This is a genomic window from Undibacterium sp. Ren11W, assembly GCF_049340485.1.
Lineage (GTDB): Bacteria > Pseudomonadota > Gammaproteobacteria > Burkholderiales > Burkholderiaceae_D > Undibacterium.
The window spans coordinates 21,060-39,200 of sequence record NZ_JBMPPB010000013.1; the positions used below are offsets into that span (position 1 = coordinate 21,060).

The 18,141-nt window shown below is 50.6% G+C and carries 19 protein-coding genes; 3 read left to right on the top strand and 16 right to left on the bottom strand.

The window, feature by feature from the left end; all coding sequences use genetic code 11:
* The first annotated feature begins 4 nt into the window (after positions 1 to 4).
* A complete protein-coding gene (locus tag ACO0K8_RS21015; protein ID WP_422948613.1) occupies positions 5 to 376 on the top strand; it encodes a nuclear transport factor 2 family protein in 372 nt (123 codons plus the stop codon).
* A gap of 361 nt (positions 377 to 737) precedes the next feature.
* Here ACO0K8_RS21015 and ACO0K8_RS21020 read toward each other — a convergent pair whose 3' ends face one another.
* The 4 genes from ACO0K8_RS21020 to ACO0K8_RS21035 form a co-directional block, all read right to left on the bottom strand.
* Positions 738 to 1,286, bottom strand: a complete 549-nt coding sequence (locus ACO0K8_RS21020) for a TPM domain-containing protein (RefSeq protein WP_422948614.1) — start codon at positions 1,284 to 1,286, stop codon at positions 738 to 740.
* Between the two features lie 14 nt (positions 1,287 to 1,300).
* Entirely contained in the window at positions 1,301 to 2,209 is a 909-nt protein-coding gene (locus ACO0K8_RS21025) for a TPM domain-containing protein (RefSeq protein ID WP_422948615.1), read from the bottom strand.
* Positions 2,209 to 2,802, bottom strand: coding sequence for a LemA family protein (locus ACO0K8_RS21030; RefSeq protein ID WP_126128644.1), 594 nt, complete (start codon positions 2,800 to 2,802; stop codon positions 2,209 to 2,211). The genes ACO0K8_RS21025 and ACO0K8_RS21030 overlap by 1 nt, the downstream gene beginning before the upstream one ends.
* 81 nt (positions 2,803 to 2,883) lie before the next feature.
* Positions 2,884 to 3,351 (bottom strand): YhcH/YjgK/YiaL family protein, encoded by a 468-nt coding sequence (locus tag ACO0K8_RS21035; protein ID WP_422948616.1) that lies wholly within the window; start codon positions 3,349 to 3,351, stop codon positions 2,884 to 2,886.
* A gap of 327 nt (positions 3,352 to 3,678) precedes the next feature.
* Here ACO0K8_RS21035 and ACO0K8_RS21040 point away from each other — a divergent pair, with 327 nt between their 5' ends.
* Positions 3,679 to 3,978, top strand: coding sequence for a hypothetical protein (locus ACO0K8_RS21040; RefSeq protein ID WP_422948617.1), 300 nt, complete (start codon positions 3,679 to 3,681; stop codon positions 3,976 to 3,978).
* Positions 3,979 to 4,251: 273 nt separating this feature from the next.
* On the opposite strand, the gene ACO0K8_RS21045 is transcribed toward ACO0K8_RS21040, so the two are convergent.
* The 3 genes from ACO0K8_RS21045 to ACO0K8_RS21055 form a co-directional block, all read right to left on the bottom strand.
* Positions 4,252 to 4,926: an ABC transporter ATP-binding protein gene (locus ACO0K8_RS21045; protein ID WP_422948618.1), complete on the bottom strand. Its 675-nt coding sequence runs from the start codon at positions 4,924 to 4,926 to the stop codon at positions 4,252 to 4,254.
* Positions 4,927 to 5,333: 407 nt separating this feature from the next.
* Positions 5,334 to 6,563, bottom strand: coding sequence for an acyl-CoA dehydrogenase family protein (locus ACO0K8_RS21050; protein ID WP_422948619.1), 1,230 nt, complete (start codon positions 6,561 to 6,563; stop codon positions 5,334 to 5,336).
* Positions 6,564 to 6,614: 51 nt separating this feature from the next.
* Positions 6,615 to 7,352, bottom strand: a complete 738-nt coding sequence (locus ACO0K8_RS21055) for a histidine phosphatase family protein (protein ID WP_422948620.1) — start codon at positions 7,350 to 7,352, stop codon at positions 6,615 to 6,617.
* A gap of 93 nt (positions 7,353 to 7,445) precedes the next feature.
* On the opposite strand from ACO0K8_RS21055, the gene ACO0K8_RS21060 reads away from it, so the two are divergent.
* The gene (locus ACO0K8_RS21060; RefSeq protein WP_422948621.1) at positions 7,446 to 8,354 is read left to right on the top strand and encodes a LysR family transcriptional regulator; all 909 of its coding nucleotides are present in this window, start codon (positions 7,446 to 7,448) and stop codon (positions 8,352 to 8,354) included.
* Between the two features lie 116 nt (positions 8,355 to 8,470).
* Here the strand turns inward: ACO0K8_RS21060 and ACO0K8_RS21065 are convergent, their stop codons facing one another.
* The 9 genes from ACO0K8_RS21065 to rimM form a co-directional block, all read right to left on the bottom strand.
* Complete coding sequence (locus tag ACO0K8_RS21065; protein WP_422948622.1) at positions 8,471 to 8,815, bottom strand: DUF3579 domain-containing protein; 345 nt, start codon at positions 8,813 to 8,815, stop codon at positions 8,471 to 8,473.
* A 505-nt stretch (positions 8,816 to 9,320) separates the two neighbouring features.
* A complete protein-coding gene (gene pth / locus ACO0K8_RS21070) occupies positions 9,321 to 11,243 on the bottom strand; it encodes an aminoacyl-tRNA hydrolase (RefSeq protein WP_422948623.1) in 1,923 nt (640 codons plus the stop codon).
* Positions 11,244 to 13,136, bottom strand: a complete 1,893-nt coding sequence (gene pth, locus ACO0K8_RS21075; RefSeq protein WP_422948624.1) for an aminoacyl-tRNA hydrolase — start codon at positions 13,134 to 13,136, stop codon at positions 11,244 to 11,246.
* A 264-nt stretch (positions 13,137 to 13,400) separates the two neighbouring features.
* Positions 13,401 to 14,084 (bottom strand): DUF4336 domain-containing protein, encoded by a 684-nt coding sequence (locus ACO0K8_RS21080; RefSeq protein WP_422948625.1) that lies wholly within the window; start codon positions 14,082 to 14,084, stop codon positions 13,401 to 13,403.
* Positions 14,085 to 14,436: 352 nt separating this feature from the next.
* Positions 14,437 to 15,393: a CobD/CbiB family protein gene (locus ACO0K8_RS21085; RefSeq protein ID WP_422948626.1), complete on the bottom strand. Its 957-nt coding sequence runs from the start codon at positions 15,391 to 15,393 to the stop codon at positions 14,437 to 14,439.
* A 128-nt stretch (positions 15,394 to 15,521) separates the two neighbouring features.
* A complete protein-coding gene (locus ACO0K8_RS21090; RefSeq protein WP_422948627.1) occupies positions 15,522 to 16,208 on the bottom strand; it encodes a CoA pyrophosphatase in 687 nt (228 codons plus the stop codon).
* 57 nt (positions 16,209 to 16,265) lie between these two features.
* Positions 16,266 to 16,646 carry a 50S ribosomal protein L19 gene (rplS, locus tag ACO0K8_RS21095; protein ID WP_126128626.1) on the bottom strand — a complete coding sequence of 127 codons (381 nt, stop codon included), beginning with the start codon at positions 16,644 to 16,646 and terminating at the stop codon, positions 16,266 to 16,268.
* A 119-nt stretch (positions 16,647 to 16,765) separates the two neighbouring features.
* Positions 16,766 to 17,512, bottom strand: coding sequence for a tRNA (guanosine(37)-N1)-methyltransferase TrmD (gene trmD, locus ACO0K8_RS21100; protein WP_422948628.1), 747 nt, complete (start codon positions 17,510 to 17,512; stop codon positions 16,766 to 16,768).
* A 41-nt stretch (positions 17,513 to 17,553) separates the two neighbouring features.
* The gene (gene rimM / locus ACO0K8_RS21105; RefSeq protein ID WP_422948629.1) at positions 17,554 to 18,129 is read right to left on the bottom strand and encodes a ribosome maturation factor RimM; all 576 of its coding nucleotides are present in this window, start codon (positions 18,127 to 18,129) and stop codon (positions 17,554 to 17,556) included.
* Between the last annotated feature and the right edge of the window lie 12 nt (positions 18,130 to 18,141).

Genomic DNA, 18,141 nt, shown 5'->3' on the forward strand with positions numbered 1-18,141 from the left:
CACTATGAGCAAAACCTTTACGCCCGCCGCACTGATACAACATCAGCTCGATATGTATAACGCCAAGGATCTAGACGGCTGGCTGGCGTGCTACGCCGCCGATGCGCGGCAATACACGCTGCACGGCGACTTACTAGCCAGCGGCCACGCCGACATGCGCGCGCGCATCAGCAGCCGCTTTAGCGAACCCGATCTGCACGCCAGACTGCTGAACCGTAGCGTGATGGGCAATATCATCGTCGATCTGGAACTGATCACACGCAATTTCCCCGAAGGCAAAGGCAGTATAGAAATGCTGTGTATTTATGAGGTGCTCGACGGTCTGATACACAAGGCTAGTTTTGCTTTGGGCGAGAAGTGTATCGCCGTCGAATGAAAAATAAAACACGCAACAGCAGAGTTTATTTATTCAGTGCAGCCTGTTTCACTCTGTTAGCAATGTATGCGTTGTTTTGGATTTTTTCCTCGACCGATCTGGCATTTTTGGCCTGCAACGGCAAGTTTTCACTTTTAGCTACTTCACTAAGATGCCGACAGCCATATCTCGCTGCAATCCTTTTTTTTGCCAGCTTATTTATCACACTGATTTGTCTGGCGTTTGGTATCAAGTCTCGCCGAAAATGAATGCGCAATCCCCATGCGCCCTGCAGCACGAAATGGGCTGGTAAGGCGCATGGAATATGCGCCTTGATTTTTAAATTTTGATTTTTTTATCGTGCCACTGGGTTGTGCCAGGCTTAAACGATTATCACCGGTTCATCACAGAGCTCATTCGGATTCGCCGCACCCGCTGCGATAGGAAAATGCTGTATCAGCAATTGCCCCAATTGCGTGATGGCGCTCTTGATGCCTTGCTGCACTTGGCCGGCGGCCAGTTCTTGCTGTAGTTGCTGGCAGATGGCGTCCCATTGTGCTTGCGGGACTTTCCCGGCGATGCCGCGGTCGGCAACGATCTCCAGCGTATTTTCTGCCAACAGCAGATACAAGAGGATGCCGGTATTACCTTCGGTATCCCAGACCCGCAGATCCGAGAACCAGCTTAGCGCGCGCTGGCGGGTGCGGCATTTTTGCATAATCAGACGCAGCGGCAACTTGGCTTCGACCACTAAGCGGATCTCGCCGCGGTGACCGCATTCGGCTGCCTGGATCAGTGCCCCAAGCTCGGCCTTGCGCGCTGCATCGAAATGAGAGCGATAGGCATGCGGTTTAAGGTGCTGAAAATAGCGTGCGCAGCGATTCCCAAATGCGGTGTTAGCTGCCGTGCTGGTTTGAGTACTCGTTGTCATGTGCTTGTGCGTCATTACCATTTTCCCGAGGCGCCACCGCCACCAAAACCACCACCACCGCCGCCAAATCCGCCGCCTCCGCCTCCACCACCGCCGCCTCGTATTTGTATCAACAGACTAAGAATTTCCAGAAAGATGCGGCTAGAGACTATCGTCAGCAAGATCGCCATGCCACCACCGAAGGCCAGCGCCAGCCAAATCGGCGTGCCGGTCGCTAAGGCCGCCGCTGCAGCGGCAGCAGTGACACCGCCACGCCCCACCCAGTTGCCCGCGACTTGGCTCAGGATGAAACCACCCAACAGCATCAAGCCCAAAGTGAGCGGATGAAAACCAAGTACCTTAAATTCTTCCAGGCCGCTTTGCGCGCCACGCGTACCATACTGGGCACTGGCTTTCGGTGCAGGCAAAGCTTCGCCCTGGATGACGCTGCTGATTTTTTCTACACCGAGCTTGATACCACCGGAAAAATCGTTCTGACTAAAAGCCGGAACAATGAATTCACGGATGATGCGAAACGCCGTGACATCGGGTAAAGCACCTTCCAGCCCGCGCCCTACTTCTATCCGAACGGTTCTGTCGTTTTTTGCCACCAGCAAGAGGACGCCGTCATCCACGCCTTTGCGCCCCAGCTTCCAGAGGTCGACCACGCGTATGCCGAATTGCTCTATGCTCTCGTCGCCTGTGGTGGGTACGATCAGCACCGCCAGTTGGCTGCCCTTGGCTTGCTCCAGACTAGCCAATTGCGTAGTCAATGCGCCGATTTGTTCGCTACTTAAGGTCTGCGTCAGATCAGTGACGCGCTGACTCAGTGGCGGCACCGCGATGATGTCGGCCTGCGCGCTGGCACTCACGGCACAGCCCACAAGCAACACCAGCAGCGCCAGCAAGCTAGCGAAAAAACGAGCAAACACGCGCAGACGCATTATTTTTTCTCGGTATTAAAATCGACTTTCGGTGCCGCAGAAATCGCCTTTTCATTCTCTACGCTAAAGTTAGGCTTAACGTTGAGACCGAACATTTTGGCCGTCAAGTTAGTCGGAAAAGAGCGTGCCGTGGTATTAAAGCTTTGCACTTCCTTGATGTAGCGGTTGCGCGAGACCGTGATGCGGTTTTCTGTGCCTTCTAACTGCGCCGACAGATCACGGAAATTCTCATTCGCTTTCAGATCAGGATATTTCTCCGCCACTACCATCAAGCGCGACAGCGCCGATGTCATGCCGGCTTGCGCTTCCTGAAATTTTTTCAAGGCCACTTCGTCTTTCGCTAACTCGGGCGTGATCTGCATGCTGCCGACCTTGGCGCGCGCTTCGGTCACGCCCAACAAAACTTCCTCTTCATGCTTGGCATAGCCCTTGACCACGTTCACCAGATTGGGCACCAGATCGGCGCGGCGCTGGTATTGATTCAAGACCTCGGACCAGGCCGCGTTGACCGCCTCATCTTGCGATTGCAAAGAGTTATAGCCGCAGCCAGACAAAGTAGCGGCGAGGATGGCGATACTGAGTAGTTTTTTCATGAGAGGACTCCAAAAAATGAAAGTGCTTAAGTCGAAAAAATAATTATGAAAAATAATACGGAAAAATAATTCAGTGGAAGATTAAGACTGCAAGAGCTCAGCCGAAATCTTGATGACAACTTTTTTAATCTGCATCGGTAAGCCCGCTGCGCGGCAAGGCCGGTGCAATTCACCAGGGAAGAAAATGGCATACATACCTGGCCGCATCAGCAGCCGCGTCTCGCCGGCTTGCTGCGCCACAAAGGCAATATCGCGCTCGGCCAAGTGATCGGTGATCTTCGCCAAACTGCTATCGGCAGGCGCATAACCAATAGCCTCTTCGCCCTCCAACAGACACTGAATATCCAGATAGCGCGCATGAAACTCAGGCAGGCCGGTGTCCCAGGCTTGCGTCACAGGGTCTTGCACCAGCGCGAACATATTCTCACCAGCTATAGGATACTTACCAGCCGTCATCTGACTAAAATCGGTAGTGCGCAAATACGCCAAGCCCTGTTCCAGCGCCGCGGGCAGCGCAAGTGTGGTGTGCTGCAAATGACCAAGTAGCATAGAAAATTCCAAAAAAATGTGAGACCTTATGACCGTTGTGCGCTGACCAATTCCCAGTATCGCTCAGCAAAGTCTCAGGCAGATGACATTAAACAATTATAAGCAAAATAACATGAATGGAATATTCCATCAGAAATTCTTTTTTGGCGTTAGGGCTTCAGGGGATACTTCGATTCAGACAAAAAACATTGCTGCAAAATATTTGTGAAGCTGTCAATTTTATTGGTAGAATGAAAATAGTTTATATTGCTGTTTCTCGGCATTTAATACTGTTTAAAAATGGCAATCTAAGCTAAGCCCAGCAGATCGATAAAAAGGAAGTAGAGAATGTCTGAAGTAACAATAGTGCGTCCCTGGGCCTATTTTGGCTTTGCGCGCGCGCTTAAAGTAAGCATCGATGGTGTGAATATCGGGAGCATTAGCTCTAGAAAAACCGAGAAATTTAGTGTTAGCTCTGGCAGCCATACAATTCAAGTTTCTATGGATTGGTGTAAGTCAGTACCTCTCTCTATAAACGTGTCAGAAAACTCTACAGTGTCCTTAAAGGTGGAGGCTCAGTTTATATTACTCGCTGCACTGTGCTGTTTTTTTCGACCGTCAAAAGTATTTAAACTTGTCGGCAATTAGACGTGTAAGACGGGTGAACGCCATGCCGACAGATGCAATAAAGTCTCAAAAAAGAGCATTGGTTTTCCCAATTTCATTCATTATGAATTTTCGTAAAACAATGCGGCTTGCACCCTCCCTACCTTACTGCCACCAGAATTTTTAGCCCCCCTGCGCCAACGCGCATATCCCATGCTGGCTACAGGCACGATGTTCTGTAAACCCGCATGGAATATGCGCGTTAGAGCATACCTTGTTTAATACCTTGTTTTATACCTTGTTCGATCTCCACTTTTAATCGCCAAGATCGATCACGCTGGCCAATGACAATCCGGCCGCTTGCTCGTAATGGCTGTAGACGATGGCGCGCAGGGTTTGGCTGGAAAAGCTGTTTAGGATTTGCAGCACGGCGCGGATAGCAGTTTGATCCAGCGCGGCAAAAGGATCGTCGAGCAAAGTGAGCGCCGCTCCGGAGGCGAAGGCGGCGGCCAGCCAGACTTTGCGCTTGACGCCGGTCGATAGCATGTACAGGGTCTTGCCCATATGCGGGCTCAAGCCCAGCTCAGCTATCAGCTCGGCCAGATAGGCGCTATCAAACTGAGGATAGCGCGCCGCCACGCTGGTGAAATAGGCGTCTGGACTGCATTGATCGTGCGCCGCGGCTAGCGCTTGTGGATAGCCGTAAAACAGCTGTTGCCGATAGAGTTCGGGCTGCTGCTCCAGCGCTATATCCTTGAGAATAAGTTGCCCGCGCTGGGCTGGCAATTCGCCCGCCAGCAGACGCAGCAGACTACTTTTACCGACACCATCGCCGCCGCGTATCAGGCTCACGCCGGCTGGGATGCTGGCGGAAAAATCCTTGAAAAGCGGACGCTCTGGATAAGCAAACTCTAGCTCGGTCAGCTGCAAAATAATGGGAGTGGAATGGTCGATGGCGCAGCCTCTGGGCGTGGATGATAGCGCCGCCATTGTAGAAACTTGCCAGGCGTTTTGTCAAACCTTGATTATTCAATAGGACTTACGCAAAATTGTTCCAGTGAGGCGTAAAACCTTTGGTGCTGGGGGAAGCATCCCTGGTAGGGGATGCCCGTTACGTCGGCAGACAATATATTGTCTGAAATCCCGACTACACCGTACCGCCGAAGACTTACTTTAGTACCCAATGTACGATAGGGCGGATACATCGACGCTGGGGTCGTTTTGCGTAAGTCCTATTAAAAACAGACCCGGCCAGCGCGCATATTCCATGCGGCTTACCAGACATACCTGGCCTGCAAGCCGCACAGGATATGCGCACTGGCCTGGTAGCGATTTCAGTTGGCGCTTGTGCGATCAGAAACCACAGGCGCGGCTCCTGCTGCCCCTGTGGTCACGACTTAATGCGTCTGCGATTTATATTTTTTCAGCTCCATCTTGCCGATCTGATTGCGATGCACTTCGTCCGGGCCATCTGCCAGGCGCAAGGTGCGCGCCTGTGCATAGGCATACGCCAGGCCAAAATCGTTAGAGACACCGGCTCCGCCATGCGCCTGTATCGCCCAGTCGATCACGGTGCATGCCATAGTCGGTGCAGCCACCTTGATCATGGCGATCTCTTTGGCGGCGGCTTTATTGCCTACCGTGTCCATCATCTGCGCCGCGTTCAGCACCAAAAAGCGGGTCTGATCAATCAAGATGCGTGCATTAGCGATACGCTCTAAGGTGACACCCTGCTCGGCCACCGGCTTGCCAAAAGCGACCCGACTGAGCGAGCGCTTGCACATATCTTCCAGCGCTTTTTCGGCCAGACCGATCAGGCGCATGCAGTGATGGATGCGTCCAGGTCCCAGACGTCCCTGCGCGATTTCAAAACCACGGCCCTCGCCGAGTAAAATATTCGATGCCGGCACCCTTACATTCTCAAACAGCACTTCACCATGGCCATGCGGCGCATCGTCGTAACCGAACACCGGCAAATGGCGCAAGATAGTGACACCCTTAGTATCACGTGGCACCACGATCATCGATTGTTGCTGATGGCGATTGGCATTTTGCGGGTCGCTCTTGCCCATGAAAATAAACACTTTACAGCGTGGATCATTGGCACCGGAAGACCACCATTTGCGCCCGTTGACGATATATTCGTCGCCATCGCGCACTATCGAGGCTTCGATATTGGTGGCGTCTGAAGAGGCAACCTCGGGTTCGGTCATGGCAAAGCAAGAGCGTATCTCGCCATTTAATAAGGGCTTGAGCCATTGTTCTTGTAACGCTGGCGTGGCGTAGCGGGCAAACACTTCCATATTCCCGGTATCTGGGGCGGAGCAGTTAAATACTTCGGCCGACCACAGCGAGCGCCCCATGATTTCGCAGAGCGGTGCGTATTCAAGATTAGTCAGGCCAGCACCGAGTTTTGACTCGGGTAGGAACAAATTCCACAGATCGGCGGCGCGCGCTTTGGCCTTGAGTTCTTCGACGATCTTGGTCGGTATCCAGGCGTTTCCAGCCTTGCGATTGGCTTCGATTTCGGCAAAAAATACCGGTTCATTCGGATAGATATGTTCATCCATGAAAGCGATCAAACGTGCGCGCAAGGCGAGTACTTTAGGGCTGTACTGAAAATCCATGTGGTGCTCCTAATCTGGTAAAAGAATCGAACAGTGAAAAAACGAAAAAATCTACACGTAAGAAATAAGCTCGGAACGATTGAGTTGTTCCAGGTGCGAAAAATTATTCAAATAGGCCAAGGCCAATTTGGCAGGCTGTTCTGCTGACAGGGCTGGCTGCAAGTGCAGGCGGGTTACCCCACTATTCACCAAAGACCAATTGAGCTCGGCAAAACGCGCATCCGGAAAACCCAAGACATGCTGGCACAGCGCAGAAATGGTGCCGCCTGAAGTGAAGATGAGGATATTTCTGGCGGGGTCGGCATGCTGAATCTGACGCTGCAAAGCATCCACACAGCGCTGCCGAAAACTAGGCCAGGTTTCGGCGTATTCGTGATCAAAACTAGCCGACATCCAGCGTGCGATCGCCTGCGAAAAAATCTCTTGAAAGGCCGACTTGCCGTCTGGCGTATTCATTAAAAAGTGTTTCACTTTTGCCGGATCGTCAAACTCTGGCACATGCCTGGCCAACACCTCGTGGTGATTGTATTCATTGAAGCCAAAATCGCTATGCCAATCGTCGCTGTTCAACTGCGTCTCTGGTACGCCCTGCAACTGCGCAATGCAGGCACGGGCGGTTTGCAGATGGCGTTGCATTTTACCGCTGACAATACGGGTGGAGCTTAAATCGCGTGCCGCCCACCAGCGCCCGAGAATTTCGGCTTGTTCGACACCACGATCGGACAGCTGATCATAATTTTGGCTGCCGAAAGAAGCTTGACCGTGCCGGACCAGGTAAATTTGCGCCATTTTTTTAATCTCTGAAAATCATCAATGAGGCAAGTGTAAAGCGCAGGCTATAATTGATCAAATGAATAGTTATTATTAAACTTAATTAATTTCATGCATATATCTAAAGTCGATCTGAATCTGTTCACGGTGTTTGAAGCAATTTACAGCGAAGGCAGCGTCACGCGTGCCAGCCAAAAGCTGCATCTGACCCAACCAGCCATCAGCCATGCGCTGGCGCGCCTGCGCTTGGTCTTTGACGATGCCCTGTTCGTCAGGCAAGGTCATGCCATGGTGTCGACTCCGCTGGCACGCAATATCATAGAACCAGTACGCCAGGCATTGCGCGGACTCGAGGTTACGCTAAGCGACGCCGGGAAATTCGATGCCCTGTCGGCCACTAATCAATTTAATCTGGCGCTGCGTGATGTACTGGAATCTACCGTGCTGCCGCCGCTACTGCACAACATCTGCGGGCAAGCACCGCTGGTAAATCTAGCCGCGATCCAGGTTGAAAGACGTGAATTACTGAGTGAACTGGCGGCTGGCACGCTCGATCTGGCGATAGACATGTTGCTGCCGCTGCCACATGAGATACGCCGCCAAAAGATGAAGCAGGACGATACGGTGGTGTTGGTGCGGCGCGACCATCCACAGATTCAGGGCAAGCTCGATTTAGATACCTACCTGAACGCCGAACACGTGCTGGCCAGTTCACGCCGCAAGGGCATGGGATTAGAAGATTTTGAGTTAAGTCGCTTAGGTTTGCAACGTCGCATACGCTTGCGCTGTCAGCATTATTTTGCCGCTTGCAGAGTGATAAGCCAAACCGATATGCTGTTGACCATGCCGGAAGGCTATGCACGTATCGCCAATGAGCAATTTGGCAATCAGATTTTGCCCTTACCGCTACCTATGCCATCTTGGGATGTGTATTTGTATTGGCATCAGAATGTAGAGAATGACCCGGCCAACTGCTGGCTAAGGCAGCAAGTCATGCAAGCGTTTACAGCTGAATACTAATGAATTAGGACTTACGCAAAACCGCCCCAGCGTCGTTGTATCCGCCTTGTCGTACTCGCGTACTGTCTTCGGCGGTACGCCTAGCGGGAACAATTTTGCGTAAGTCCTATAAATAATTATTTTGCGAGCGGCTTTTCGGCTGGATCGGGTAATAGGCAGGCATCGATGATTTGCAGATCATTATCTTTAGCAAAACTTAAGACAAAATGATAAGCCAAAGGCTCGATTTCGCGGATCGCCTCGTTGACGACCACCGAGCGTACCCCGTTGAGCAAAATAGGCCTGACATACGGTGAGTACATCAAGTGGGCGTTGCGGCCGGCATCTGGACGAAAACAAGACATGGCACCGCACAGACGCTCGGCCCAATCGCTGGGACGAAATTGTTTGCCATCACTGGTCAGACCGTGAATGAAAAACTCGCGCTTCGGTAAAGAATTGTTTTTGATGGAATCGGCCATGTGATCGGCGTGCTCTCACTTCGGGAAAAGACTAACTTGGCAACCATTATGGTCGATAAACCTTGCGCCAAGCTTTCAAACAACATGGGTATTATATCTTATAGAAGACTCGATACAAAACCCGATCGCAGATATGCTATTGCTGCGCCTTAAGCACTGCCACTAAATACAAAAATAGCTTAGCCTTTCGCCTACAAAATTTAGAAGAAAAATTTAAAAACTGAACATAAATCTCCTTTATTCTAGATTTTCCACGGTTTGATGCGCTTATTTACCCGTTTTCATCCCTGTAAATGTTGTGTCCTTCTAAGCCAAAATATTTTTTATGCTAAACACGAAAAACGACAAATCCACCTTAGTTACTATAGTGCATATTGACGTTTAGTAAAGGCAACGGGGATGGCGCTGTGCTTACGGTTAAACTTTGAAGTGGCTTTTTAGGTATTTACACAAAACTACCCGAGAATTGCTGGGCTTTTCTTACGGGAACAATTTCCCTTAAGTCTTATTTCTGTAGTAATTCGATCACTTTATCGGCCGCGTCACGATTGAGTTGCGCTACCTGCGCCTGTTGATCGGAAGGAAATGCTGTCAATACATAGTCGGCCACTGTCTGACCCGGCTGCCCTTTGCCAATACCGATTTTGACTCGACAAAATTGATCATCTTGAAACGCCTGAAGTATCGATCGCACACCTTTATGCCCACCATCGCTGCCGCGCAAGCGCATACGTGTAACACCAAAGGGCAGATCAAGATCATCGTGCAGCAAGATGCATTGAACGGGATGAAAGCCAAGCTCGCCGGAAAGTTTGAGGAGATGCGGACCAATCAGGTTCATAGGACAGGCTATTTTCAATAGACAGACTGGCGTGCCATGAAACTCACCGAACATAAAACTGGCTAGCCCTTCAGCATCTGGCCCGGATTGCCATTCGCGCCCCAACTCTAGTGCCAAGACATCCAGCGCACGGTAACCGACATTATGTGGCGTATCGAGCAGACTCAGATCGGGATTACCTAAACCTAACACTATCCTGGTGGCGCTGCTGATTGGCGTGTTTTCCCAAGTTGAGCTTGTCAATTGCGATATTTTTTCACTCTCTGAATCTAGCATTGAACTAGCATCTGACACCTGCTTTGTCGGCGCTTGCGCCGAGCGGTACAAGGCACCGCAGTCTAGGCAAAACTGATTCAGATGACAGTCGGAACGCCAACATTGCACCGTCGACGTGCGCGCAAGTAGTAAGCGCTGCAAATGATCTGCCTTGGCTGACCCTTTTAATAAAACCAAATCGCCAGCCATTAAATAGGTAGCCAGGTAATTTTCTGCATCCTGAATGGTCGGAAAGGCAAACAGTTTATCCGCAGACGATTTTTTAGCGCGTAAAGCAGCAGATGAATTTGAACCGACAAAAATGATGCAGTCAGCACTGGCCAAACTTAGCCTGGCAGCTTCCAAATAGCGTGGGCCACGATCTCCAAAATAATCTGAAATAGTACCTATCACGATAATTTTTCGCGCAGCCTTTGCCTCACGCATAAAATCACAGGCCGGTGCGATGCTAGAAAATGGTGCCTTCCAATCATCCCGGATAAAAGTGATGTCGTTAACCTGCACTGGCTGCATGCGTCCCTCAAACGGGGAGACCGCCGCGATTGCCGCGACTGCCACAGCCAAAGGCACACCCAAGGCAAGCCCAGTGGCGAGTGCAGCCAACACTGCGGGTGCCCAATGCTTACCGCACAATTGCGTATGCACTGTGACGGTTTCGCCTTCCCAAATGACCTTGAGCGAGAGTCGTGCTGGCCAGACCGACTGTATTTGTTCGGCTCTGAGCGTCGCGCTAGCGCTGACACCGAAGCTCACCACCCGTCCCACGCAATGCTCAGCCATCTGCATCACCAAAGCATCATCGGCGTTCAAGACTGCGATCCCATCAACTCCCAATCCACGGATCAGCTTACTCTTTTCTAAAGCGATCGCCTCGCGCGTTTTGAATGCCGAGATGTGGTCAAAACCGATATTCGTCACCACGCCGACTGTGGGCCGCACCAGCGACAAAGGAAGATCCATTTCTCGCGGCCGGTGACCGGAAATCTCGACCACACAAAATGCATCAGAGCGCCGGGTTCCCAAAATGGTCGCAGGCGTATATTCGGAAGTATTGAGGGTGCCGGAGGTCTGATTGCCATCGGAAAAATGACTTGTCAGAATGCCTGCAATCAAGTCCTTGGTGGTGGTTTTACCGGCGCTACCGGTGATCCCGACAAAAATGGTATGGTTAAGTTGCTTGCGGTGCCAACGGGTCAGACTATGCAAGCCATACTCATAGACCGTGCGCGTGCGCCAATGCACTGCTTGCTGCACGCGCTTTAGGTTCGTAAGCAACACGGTTTTAGCTAAACTGAAAATACCCTGCGCCATTTACGTTCCCTTTACATTTTTTGCTTGAGCGGTGCTCAAATTGCGTATCAACTCTAGTACCCGATCCGCCGCTGCCGCATGTGCTGCAAGTATTTGCTGCTGTTGCGCTTGCGAAAACGGTGTCAGTACAAAATCGGCCAGTGGCATATATTGATCCGGCTGCCCGACCCCAATTTTCACTCTCAAAAAACGATCGTCCTGAAAACTTTGCAAGATAGAGCGCACCCCACGGTGGCCACCATCTCCGCCGCGCAATTTTGCCCTTACTTGGGCAAAGGGTAAATCCAGATCATCGTGCACGATGATGCTGCGCGCCACTGCGAAATCTCGACCTGCGCTCCATGCGCACAGTAAAGGCCCCACTTCATTCATAGGACAGGCAAGCTTGATGAGACGAACCGGCAAGCCTTGCACCTCACCGTTAGCAATGAGCGTCTGCGCCGATCCGGCTTGCCATTCCCAACCGCGCTGCTGCGCCAGCCATTCCAGAGCGCGATACCCAACATTGTGTGGCGTATCGGCCAAATTTAGCTGTGGATTTCCTAATCCTATAACGCTCACTACACCCATGTCCGGCTCGCTTTGGATCTGTGGCACAGAGTCGGAAGCGAACTCTTGCAGTTTGGCAGTCACGATAGGCACATTCTCAGGCGCAGCCTTAGGCCCGGATGGCACTTGCAGATATTGGCAGCTTTGACATGAGCGCATATAACCGCAATCAGCACGCCAGCAAAGCAACTCTGTTTGTAATGCGATTATCAGCCTTTGCATGTGATCCGCTTTATGCGAGCCCTTCAGCAGGACCAGATCATCCGCTTGTAAATAGCCGCGCAAGAACGTCGCTGCGTCGCGTAAGGACGGAAACGCATACAAGGCATCGTCGGCACCACTCTTGGCGCGTAAGGCGGCCGAGGCACGCGGACCGACAAAAACTACACAGGCAGCGATTGCCAACGCCGCTTTTGCGATTTCTACGTAACGCTTGCTCGAATCACCGGTGTAATCAGAGATCGTTCCAATCACGATAATCTTGCGCGCCGCATGCGCCGTGCGCATGAAGTCAAAAGCCGGGGCGACCGTGGAGAGCGGTGCCTTCCAATCATCGCGAATAAAATGTATTCCGTTGATCTGCACTGGCGCCATCCGTCCTTCGAAGGGCTCAGTCAGCTCTAGCGCCTCGGCCGCCAGTTGCAAGGGCGCTCCGAGGGCGACACCGCAGGCGAGAGCGGCTAACACGGCAGGCGCCCAATGGCTGCCACAGAGCTGGGTTTTCACCTGCACGGTCTGACCTTGCCATGTCGCATTCAGGGTAAGTCGGGCTGGCCACACCGAGCTGATCGTGTCACCTCTAAGCATGGCATCCTCACTCTCGCCAAAGCTAAGACAGCGTCCGGAAAACTGACTGTGCATGGCCCAGACCAGGGGATCATCGGCGTTTAAGATGGCAACCCCATCAGCTGGCAGGGCACGTACTAAGCGAGCCTTCTCGTCGGCAATGCCCTGGCGACTATGATAGGCAGTCAGGTGATCGGAACCGATATTGGTGACGACCGCAAGCTGAGGCTTAAGCAGAGCCAACGGCAAATCAAGCATACCCGGCCCTGCATGCGCGGAGATCTCCATAACGCAATAGGCATCGCGTTTACTGGTGGCCAGCAAGACTTTTACCATATCTTCGGGAAAATTCAAAGAGTCGGGATTTTTTGTGCCACGTAGTAGATGCACTTGCAAAATACTCGCGATCAAATCCTTGGTGGTGGTCTTGCCCGCACTACCGGTAACACCGATAAAAACCGTATTACGTAGTCTGCGCCGGTGCCAGTAAGTAAGCTGATAGGAACTTAGGCGAGACAGATGTTGCCAGCGCCACGCCAGGGCATCTTTTAGCCGCACGAATGGTCTTACACATGCACCGGATCCCGCACTTATCACCCTTCCTAGCATTGAGCACTCCGTTAACTGTTTATTGCAGACGATCATTTCATGGAGATCTTATCAGACATCATTATCGGTACGCCAACACGCAGCAGCTATGCGCCGGTTGGCGGCATCTGGCTTGAAACCCGCATGGGGATTGCGCAAGCGGCGTATGCCATTTTTAAATTATCAGAACTTATGCGACGTCAGATTCGCACTGTACGACTCCATACACAACGTTTAATTCCGTCTAAAACTGCCCAGTGCCTGTGCCACCTTACGGAAAGCATGCTCTTCAATGATCACGTTGTGGGCGGTAATCACACGAGTGAAAGGCCATTGAAGAATACGTTCAGCGCTAAGGCGTGCGGCAGAATGATCGTGAATACGCAATTGCACAGTATTTGGCACTGCCATTTGCTTACTTACCCCATTAAAGCTGGCAAAGCAGCTTGCCAGAAACGGAAGCTCACCACGCCACCATTGACACAGATCCGATAAAACTAAGGTAGCGGAGCCGCGATGAAACCAGACCATCTCGTTCATGGAAGGAATACCATTAAACAGAAAACACTCTAACTCTGGCCACCAAGGTGGATTCTTGTGGCTGGGAATTTCCTGCAAGCCCACGATGTCCGCGCACTTCTGCATCAGACCTGGCGCGCCAAAGATTTCGGCATCCGGAAAAAGCGCAGCACACTCAGCCACAAATTTATGATGCTTTTTACTTGGTGCAAGGATAAAACGAACAATACCCAATTGGTTTATGTTTTGTTGAACAGCGCTACTGATAGGCACTGGAGAATGCAGGCAAAGCCGACCATCGCTAAGCCGTATTACTGTCATGCGGGAAGAAAGTGGTACACCTCTTAACGTGAAGTGATGTTCGAGATGCCAGAGATTTTCGGTGATTTCTTTAAGCATACGAAATAATTGTTATATTCACTATTATCTTAAATGTAAGCTAACATTGAATTCTTAACAATACTTATTCGCAAAAAACGACAAAAGAAACTTCAGCGCCATTGCCTGTTTACCAGATATCCTGAAAAACAGGAGCACGAGCACTTTCGATCTCACATTAATTGATGGGTTACGACGCTAACTAAAGCAGAATTTAATCCGGCAACGACGTATTAGCGGTTCAAAGAATTGCGTAGACAATGCTAAGCAGCATTGATTGATTCAAGTAACCATACACTACGTAAATTGGCCTGAGTCATCGTATGTAGCGAAAAAGGAGGACTAAAACTCCTCCCCGAGACCGAATTGAGACTTACATCACGGCCATGCGAAAAAACACCAGCAAGAGCAAGAGTAACATCCACAATAGCAAGGCACGCCAGACTAGACCAACCACGCTTTGCAAAGAGCGCGGTGAGGCCTCGACACCGGGTTGGCTTTCTAAATCTAGACTATCCACGTCGACCGCGCTGGCATCTACAGATAAGCGTAGCGCCTTAGTTTCTGGCTCACCTAAACGCACCCCTAATGCCCCGCCGCCGGCAGACAAAATAATGCCGATCAATTCATTCGGCCAGCGATCGGCATAATTACGCCATGAATAGACCGCATCTTCAAAATTCCCGACCACGGCAAACGCCACTGCGGTTAAACGTGCCGGTATCCAATCGATATAGAAAAATATCTTATTGGCATAAGCACCAAAGGCCTCGTTTTGCATGTGCTCAGGCTCGTTCCACTCTCTGGACAAAAATTCGGCAACACGGTACATCACCGCGCACGCTGGGCCAACTGGCATCAGGAACCAAAAAAACACGCCAAATACATTGCGATGCGAACCAACCAGAGCGCGCTCCACGGTCAAACGAGAAATTTCCGACACGTCCATACCGGTGGTATCCATATTGGTCCACTCCGCCAAAAATACTCTGGCGGCGGCCTCATCGCCAGCACTAAGTGCCTGCTGTATCGAGGTGAAGTAATGACTGTAACGTCGAAATCCCAGTGTCATGTAAACGATCAGTACGTTCCAGACTAACGCAGCAATCGGATTGATACGTACGCAGATCCAATAGATTAAGGCAGTTGGCACCGTCAGCAAGGCAACCAAGATCCACCATCCCATGCGACCATCCGATTCTTTACCGGCATTGCACCAGCCCTCTATCTTTGCCGCCAAATTCTGAATCAGCAAATAGACAGGATTGTCCACCCGCAAAGGTTTCAATTGTTCAATCAGCAGAGCGCAAAGTATAGAGATAAAAGTCATGATGTCGTCGTGTTCAATCGTTGCCAGCTTGAAATGGTTTTGTATCTGCGGCAAGTGTAAACTGATTTGCCAAGATTATGAAGCCTGTTCGTCAAGTGTTTCCCGGATACTGCGGTCATATTGAGCAATTAACTCCGCAACAGATGAAAAAGATTTCGTAACATGCCTGCGGTAGCCCCCCAGATGAAGTGCTGTTGATACGGCATAGAATAGAAAATCCGCCTATCGCTTTCATTTAAGACCAGAACCCGGCGCTGATGGTTCTGCCCATCCATCAAAAATGACAATGGCACTTCAAAAATAGATGCAACCTCTAAGGGATCGGCCACTAATTCAAACGGTGGCTGAAGTAAGGACACCACTGGCGTAATCTCATATCCAGTTGCGGTACGGTATTTGGGCAATACACCGATCACATCGACATGACGCCTATCGAGACCGATTTCCTCTTGCGTTTCGCGCAATGCGGTTTCTATCGCCGAATTGTCGAATTCTTCATAGCGGCCACCAGGAAAACTGATCTGTCCTGCATGGTTTTGTAAATGCGCGGCTCTATGCGTCAACAACAAAGTCAAGCCCTGTTCGCGCATTACCAGAGGAATCAGAACCGAGGCAGGTTTAAAGCTAGTAACTGCGGACAGCAAATATTCGTCGGTAACTTCTGGCAACCACACTGGCGCATCCGCAAAGCGTTGTCGCACCCCTTCCGCAGTGAGCCGCGTGGATGGCACTGCAGCTTCACCAGCGACTGAAATAATAGGCAGTTGTTCCGGATTAAATGCCAGCTTCACGCGTAAACTTTCATTTGTTTGCATAAAATAAAAAAGGGACGCCATTGGCATCCCTTTTTCCAACATACCAAGCAAATATTACTATGCTTTTGGCGCTGCTGTTTTGCGGGTTGGCAATTTCTCTTTAATACGAGCAGATTTGCCTGAACGTTCACGCAAGTAGTACAACTTAGCGCGACGAACGTCACCGCGACGCTTAACTTCAATCGAAGCGATCAGCGGAGAATACAATTGGAATGTACGCTCAACGCCTTCGCCAGATGAAACTTTACGAACGATGAAGTTTGAATTCAAACCACGGTTACGACGGGAAATCACAACGCCTTCGTAAGCCTGGGTACGCTTGCGTGTACCTTCAACTACGTTAACGCCAACGATGACTGTGTCGCCAGGTGCGAAATCAGGGATGCTTTTGTTGAGGCGAGCAATTTCTTCTGCCTCTAATATTTGGATTAAATCCATTTTTATTACTCCGAATACCATCTTGCTGACGCCAATACGAGCTAGCTCAGTAGAGGATGGGGTTTAACATGCGAACCGAAGTTCACTCTCTTACACCAAAGCCAAAACCTTGATGTTTACTACAAACTACTTAAAAATTTCTCATCGGCCTTACTTAGCAAACCGGCGGCACGAGCCTGATGAATCAGGTCCGGGCGCTTTAGCTGACTGACCTGAAGAGAACGTTGACGCCGCCATTTTTCAATTTCAGCATGGTTCCCCCCCATCAATACAGCAGGTACACTTAAGTCTTCAAAGATTTCCGGTCGGGTGTAATGCGGACAGTCGAGCAGACCATTCACAAAACTATCCTGTATCGCTGAGTCCTCATCATGCAAGACTCCAGGTAACTGGCGTATTACAGAATCCATCAAAGCCATGGCAGGCAACTCGCCACCAGAGAGAACAAAATCGCCTAAGCTAATTTCTTCATCGACATAGTGATCAAGCAAACGTTGATCTACTGCTTCGTAACGTCCGCACAGCAAAACCAAACCCGATTGTTGCGACAGATCCATCACACGACGATGCGTCAGAGCTCCACCTTGCGGCGAAAGATAAATCACGCGTGGCGGAGTATTACCCAACTGCGCCTGTCTTTCTTTTGCTGCAAAAATAGCTGATTGCAAGGGCTTGCCTAACATCACCATACCTGGACCACCGCCATACGGCCTGTCGTCCACGGTGCGATGCTTGTCAGTTGTGTAATCACGTGGATTCCACAAAGCCAACTCACACTTTTTTTGCTCGAACGCACGTCGCGTTATGCCGGACTGAGTCAGGGCAGTGAACATTTCTGGGAACAGTGTTATGACATCAAACTGCATAGCATGCTGATCTCATAAAACTTACCCCTCGAAGCAACTCACTAATAATCCAAACCCCAGTCAACAGTCACCTTACGCGCCGCCTGATCAACATCTTTGACGAAATTATCGACAAAAGGAATCAGACGTTCGTGCTTAGCCAGTTCACTCTCGGGAACATCGGCCTGCGCGACACGTAAAATCGGATGTGCACCATTGTCCATCAAATCGCGAACCACGCCCAGGCTTTCACCTTGCAGATTCTCGACCGATAGACCAATCAAATCCAACCAGTAAAACTCACCTTCCGGCAAGACCGGAAAATGACTACGGGAAATCTTGACCGTTGTACCTTTTAAAGCTTCAGCGGCATTTCTATCTGCAACACCACTCAGTCTCGCGACCACATCCTCGCCATGAATTTTACATTCCAGACGTTGAACATCGCGCAATTGAGCTTGTTGTGGACTTTCCAGCCACCAAGTCTTAGCAGATAACACAGCATCTGCGGTAGATGAATAAGGCCTAACTTTTACCCACCCTTGAAGACCAAATGCCCCCGAGACATAGCCGACTAAGACTAAATCTTCAGGAGCACTTGCACTTACCACACCGCTAGCTAATCCTCCAGCCAACATCACAGACAAGCT

What these genes read in the sequence shown, in the direction of transcription:
- ACO0K8_RS21035 (WP_422948616.1), bottom strand. Translation starts at nt 3,351, where the DNA reads ATGCTACTTGGTCATTTGCAGCACACCACACTTGCGCTGCCCGCGGCG.
- rimM (WP_422948629.1), bottom strand. Translation starts at nt 18,129, where the DNA reads ATGTTGGCTGGAGGATTAGCTAGCGGTGTGGTAAGTGCAAGTGCTCCT.
- rplS (WP_126128626.1), bottom strand. Translation starts at nt 16,646, where the DNA reads ATGGATTTAATCCAAATATTAGAGGCAGAAGAAATTGCTCGCCTCAAC.
- ACO0K8_RS21055 (WP_422948620.1), bottom strand. Translation starts at nt 7,352, where the DNA reads ATGGCGCAAATTTACCTGGTCCGGCACGGTCAAGCTTCTTTCGGCAGC.
- ACO0K8_RS21080 (WP_422948625.1), bottom strand. Translation starts at nt 14,084, where the DNA reads ATGCTTAAAGAAATCACCGAAAATCTCTGGCATCTCGAACATCACTTC.
- ACO0K8_RS21090 (WP_422948627.1), bottom strand. Translation starts at nt 16,208, where the DNA reads ATGCAAACAAATGAAAGTTTACGCGTGAAGCTGGCATTTAATCCGGAA.
- ACO0K8_RS21040 (WP_422948617.1), top strand. Translation starts at nt 3,679, where the DNA reads ATGTCTGAAGTAACAATAGTGCGTCCCTGGGCCTATTTTGGCTTTGCG.
- ACO0K8_RS21030 (WP_126128644.1), bottom strand. Translation starts at nt 2,802, where the DNA reads ATGAAAAAACTACTCAGTATCGCCATCCTCGCCGCTACTTTGTCTGGC.
- ACO0K8_RS21025 (WP_422948615.1), bottom strand. Translation starts at nt 2,209, where the DNA reads ATGCGTCTGCGCGTGTTTGCTCGTTTTTTCGCTAGCTTGCTGGCGCTG.
- ACO0K8_RS21020 (WP_422948614.1), bottom strand. Translation starts at nt 1,286, where the DNA reads ATGACAACGAGTACTCAAACCAGCACGGCAGCTAACACCGCATTTGGG.
- ACO0K8_RS21065 (WP_422948622.1), bottom strand. Translation starts at nt 8,815, where the DNA reads ATGGCCGATTCCATCAAAAACAATTCTTTACCGAAGCGCGAGTTTTTC.
- pth (WP_422948623.1), bottom strand. Translation starts at nt 11,243, where the DNA reads ATGGCGCAGGGTATTTTCAGTTTAGCTAAAACCGTGTTGCTTACGAAC.
- ACO0K8_RS21060 (WP_422948621.1), top strand. Translation starts at nt 7,446, where the DNA reads ATGCATATATCTAAAGTCGATCTGAATCTGTTCACGGTGTTTGAAGCA.
- trmD (WP_422948628.1), bottom strand. Translation starts at nt 17,512, where the DNA reads ATGCAGTTTGATGTCATAACACTGTTCCCAGAAATGTTCACTGCCCTG.
- ACO0K8_RS21015 (WP_422948613.1), top strand. Translation starts at nt 5, where the DNA reads ATGAGCAAAACCTTTACGCCCGCCGCACTGATACAACATCAGCTCGAT.
- ACO0K8_RS21085 (WP_422948626.1), bottom strand. Translation starts at nt 15,393, where the DNA reads ATGACTTTTATCTCTATACTTTGCGCTCTGCTGATTGAACAATTGAAA.
- ACO0K8_RS21050 (WP_422948619.1), bottom strand. Translation starts at nt 6,563, where the DNA reads ATGGATTTTCAGTACAGCCCTAAAGTACTCGCCTTGCGCGCACGTTTG.
- ACO0K8_RS21045 (WP_422948618.1), bottom strand. Translation starts at nt 4,926, where the DNA reads ATGGCGGCGCTATCATCCACGCCCAGAGGCTGCGCCATCGACCATTCC.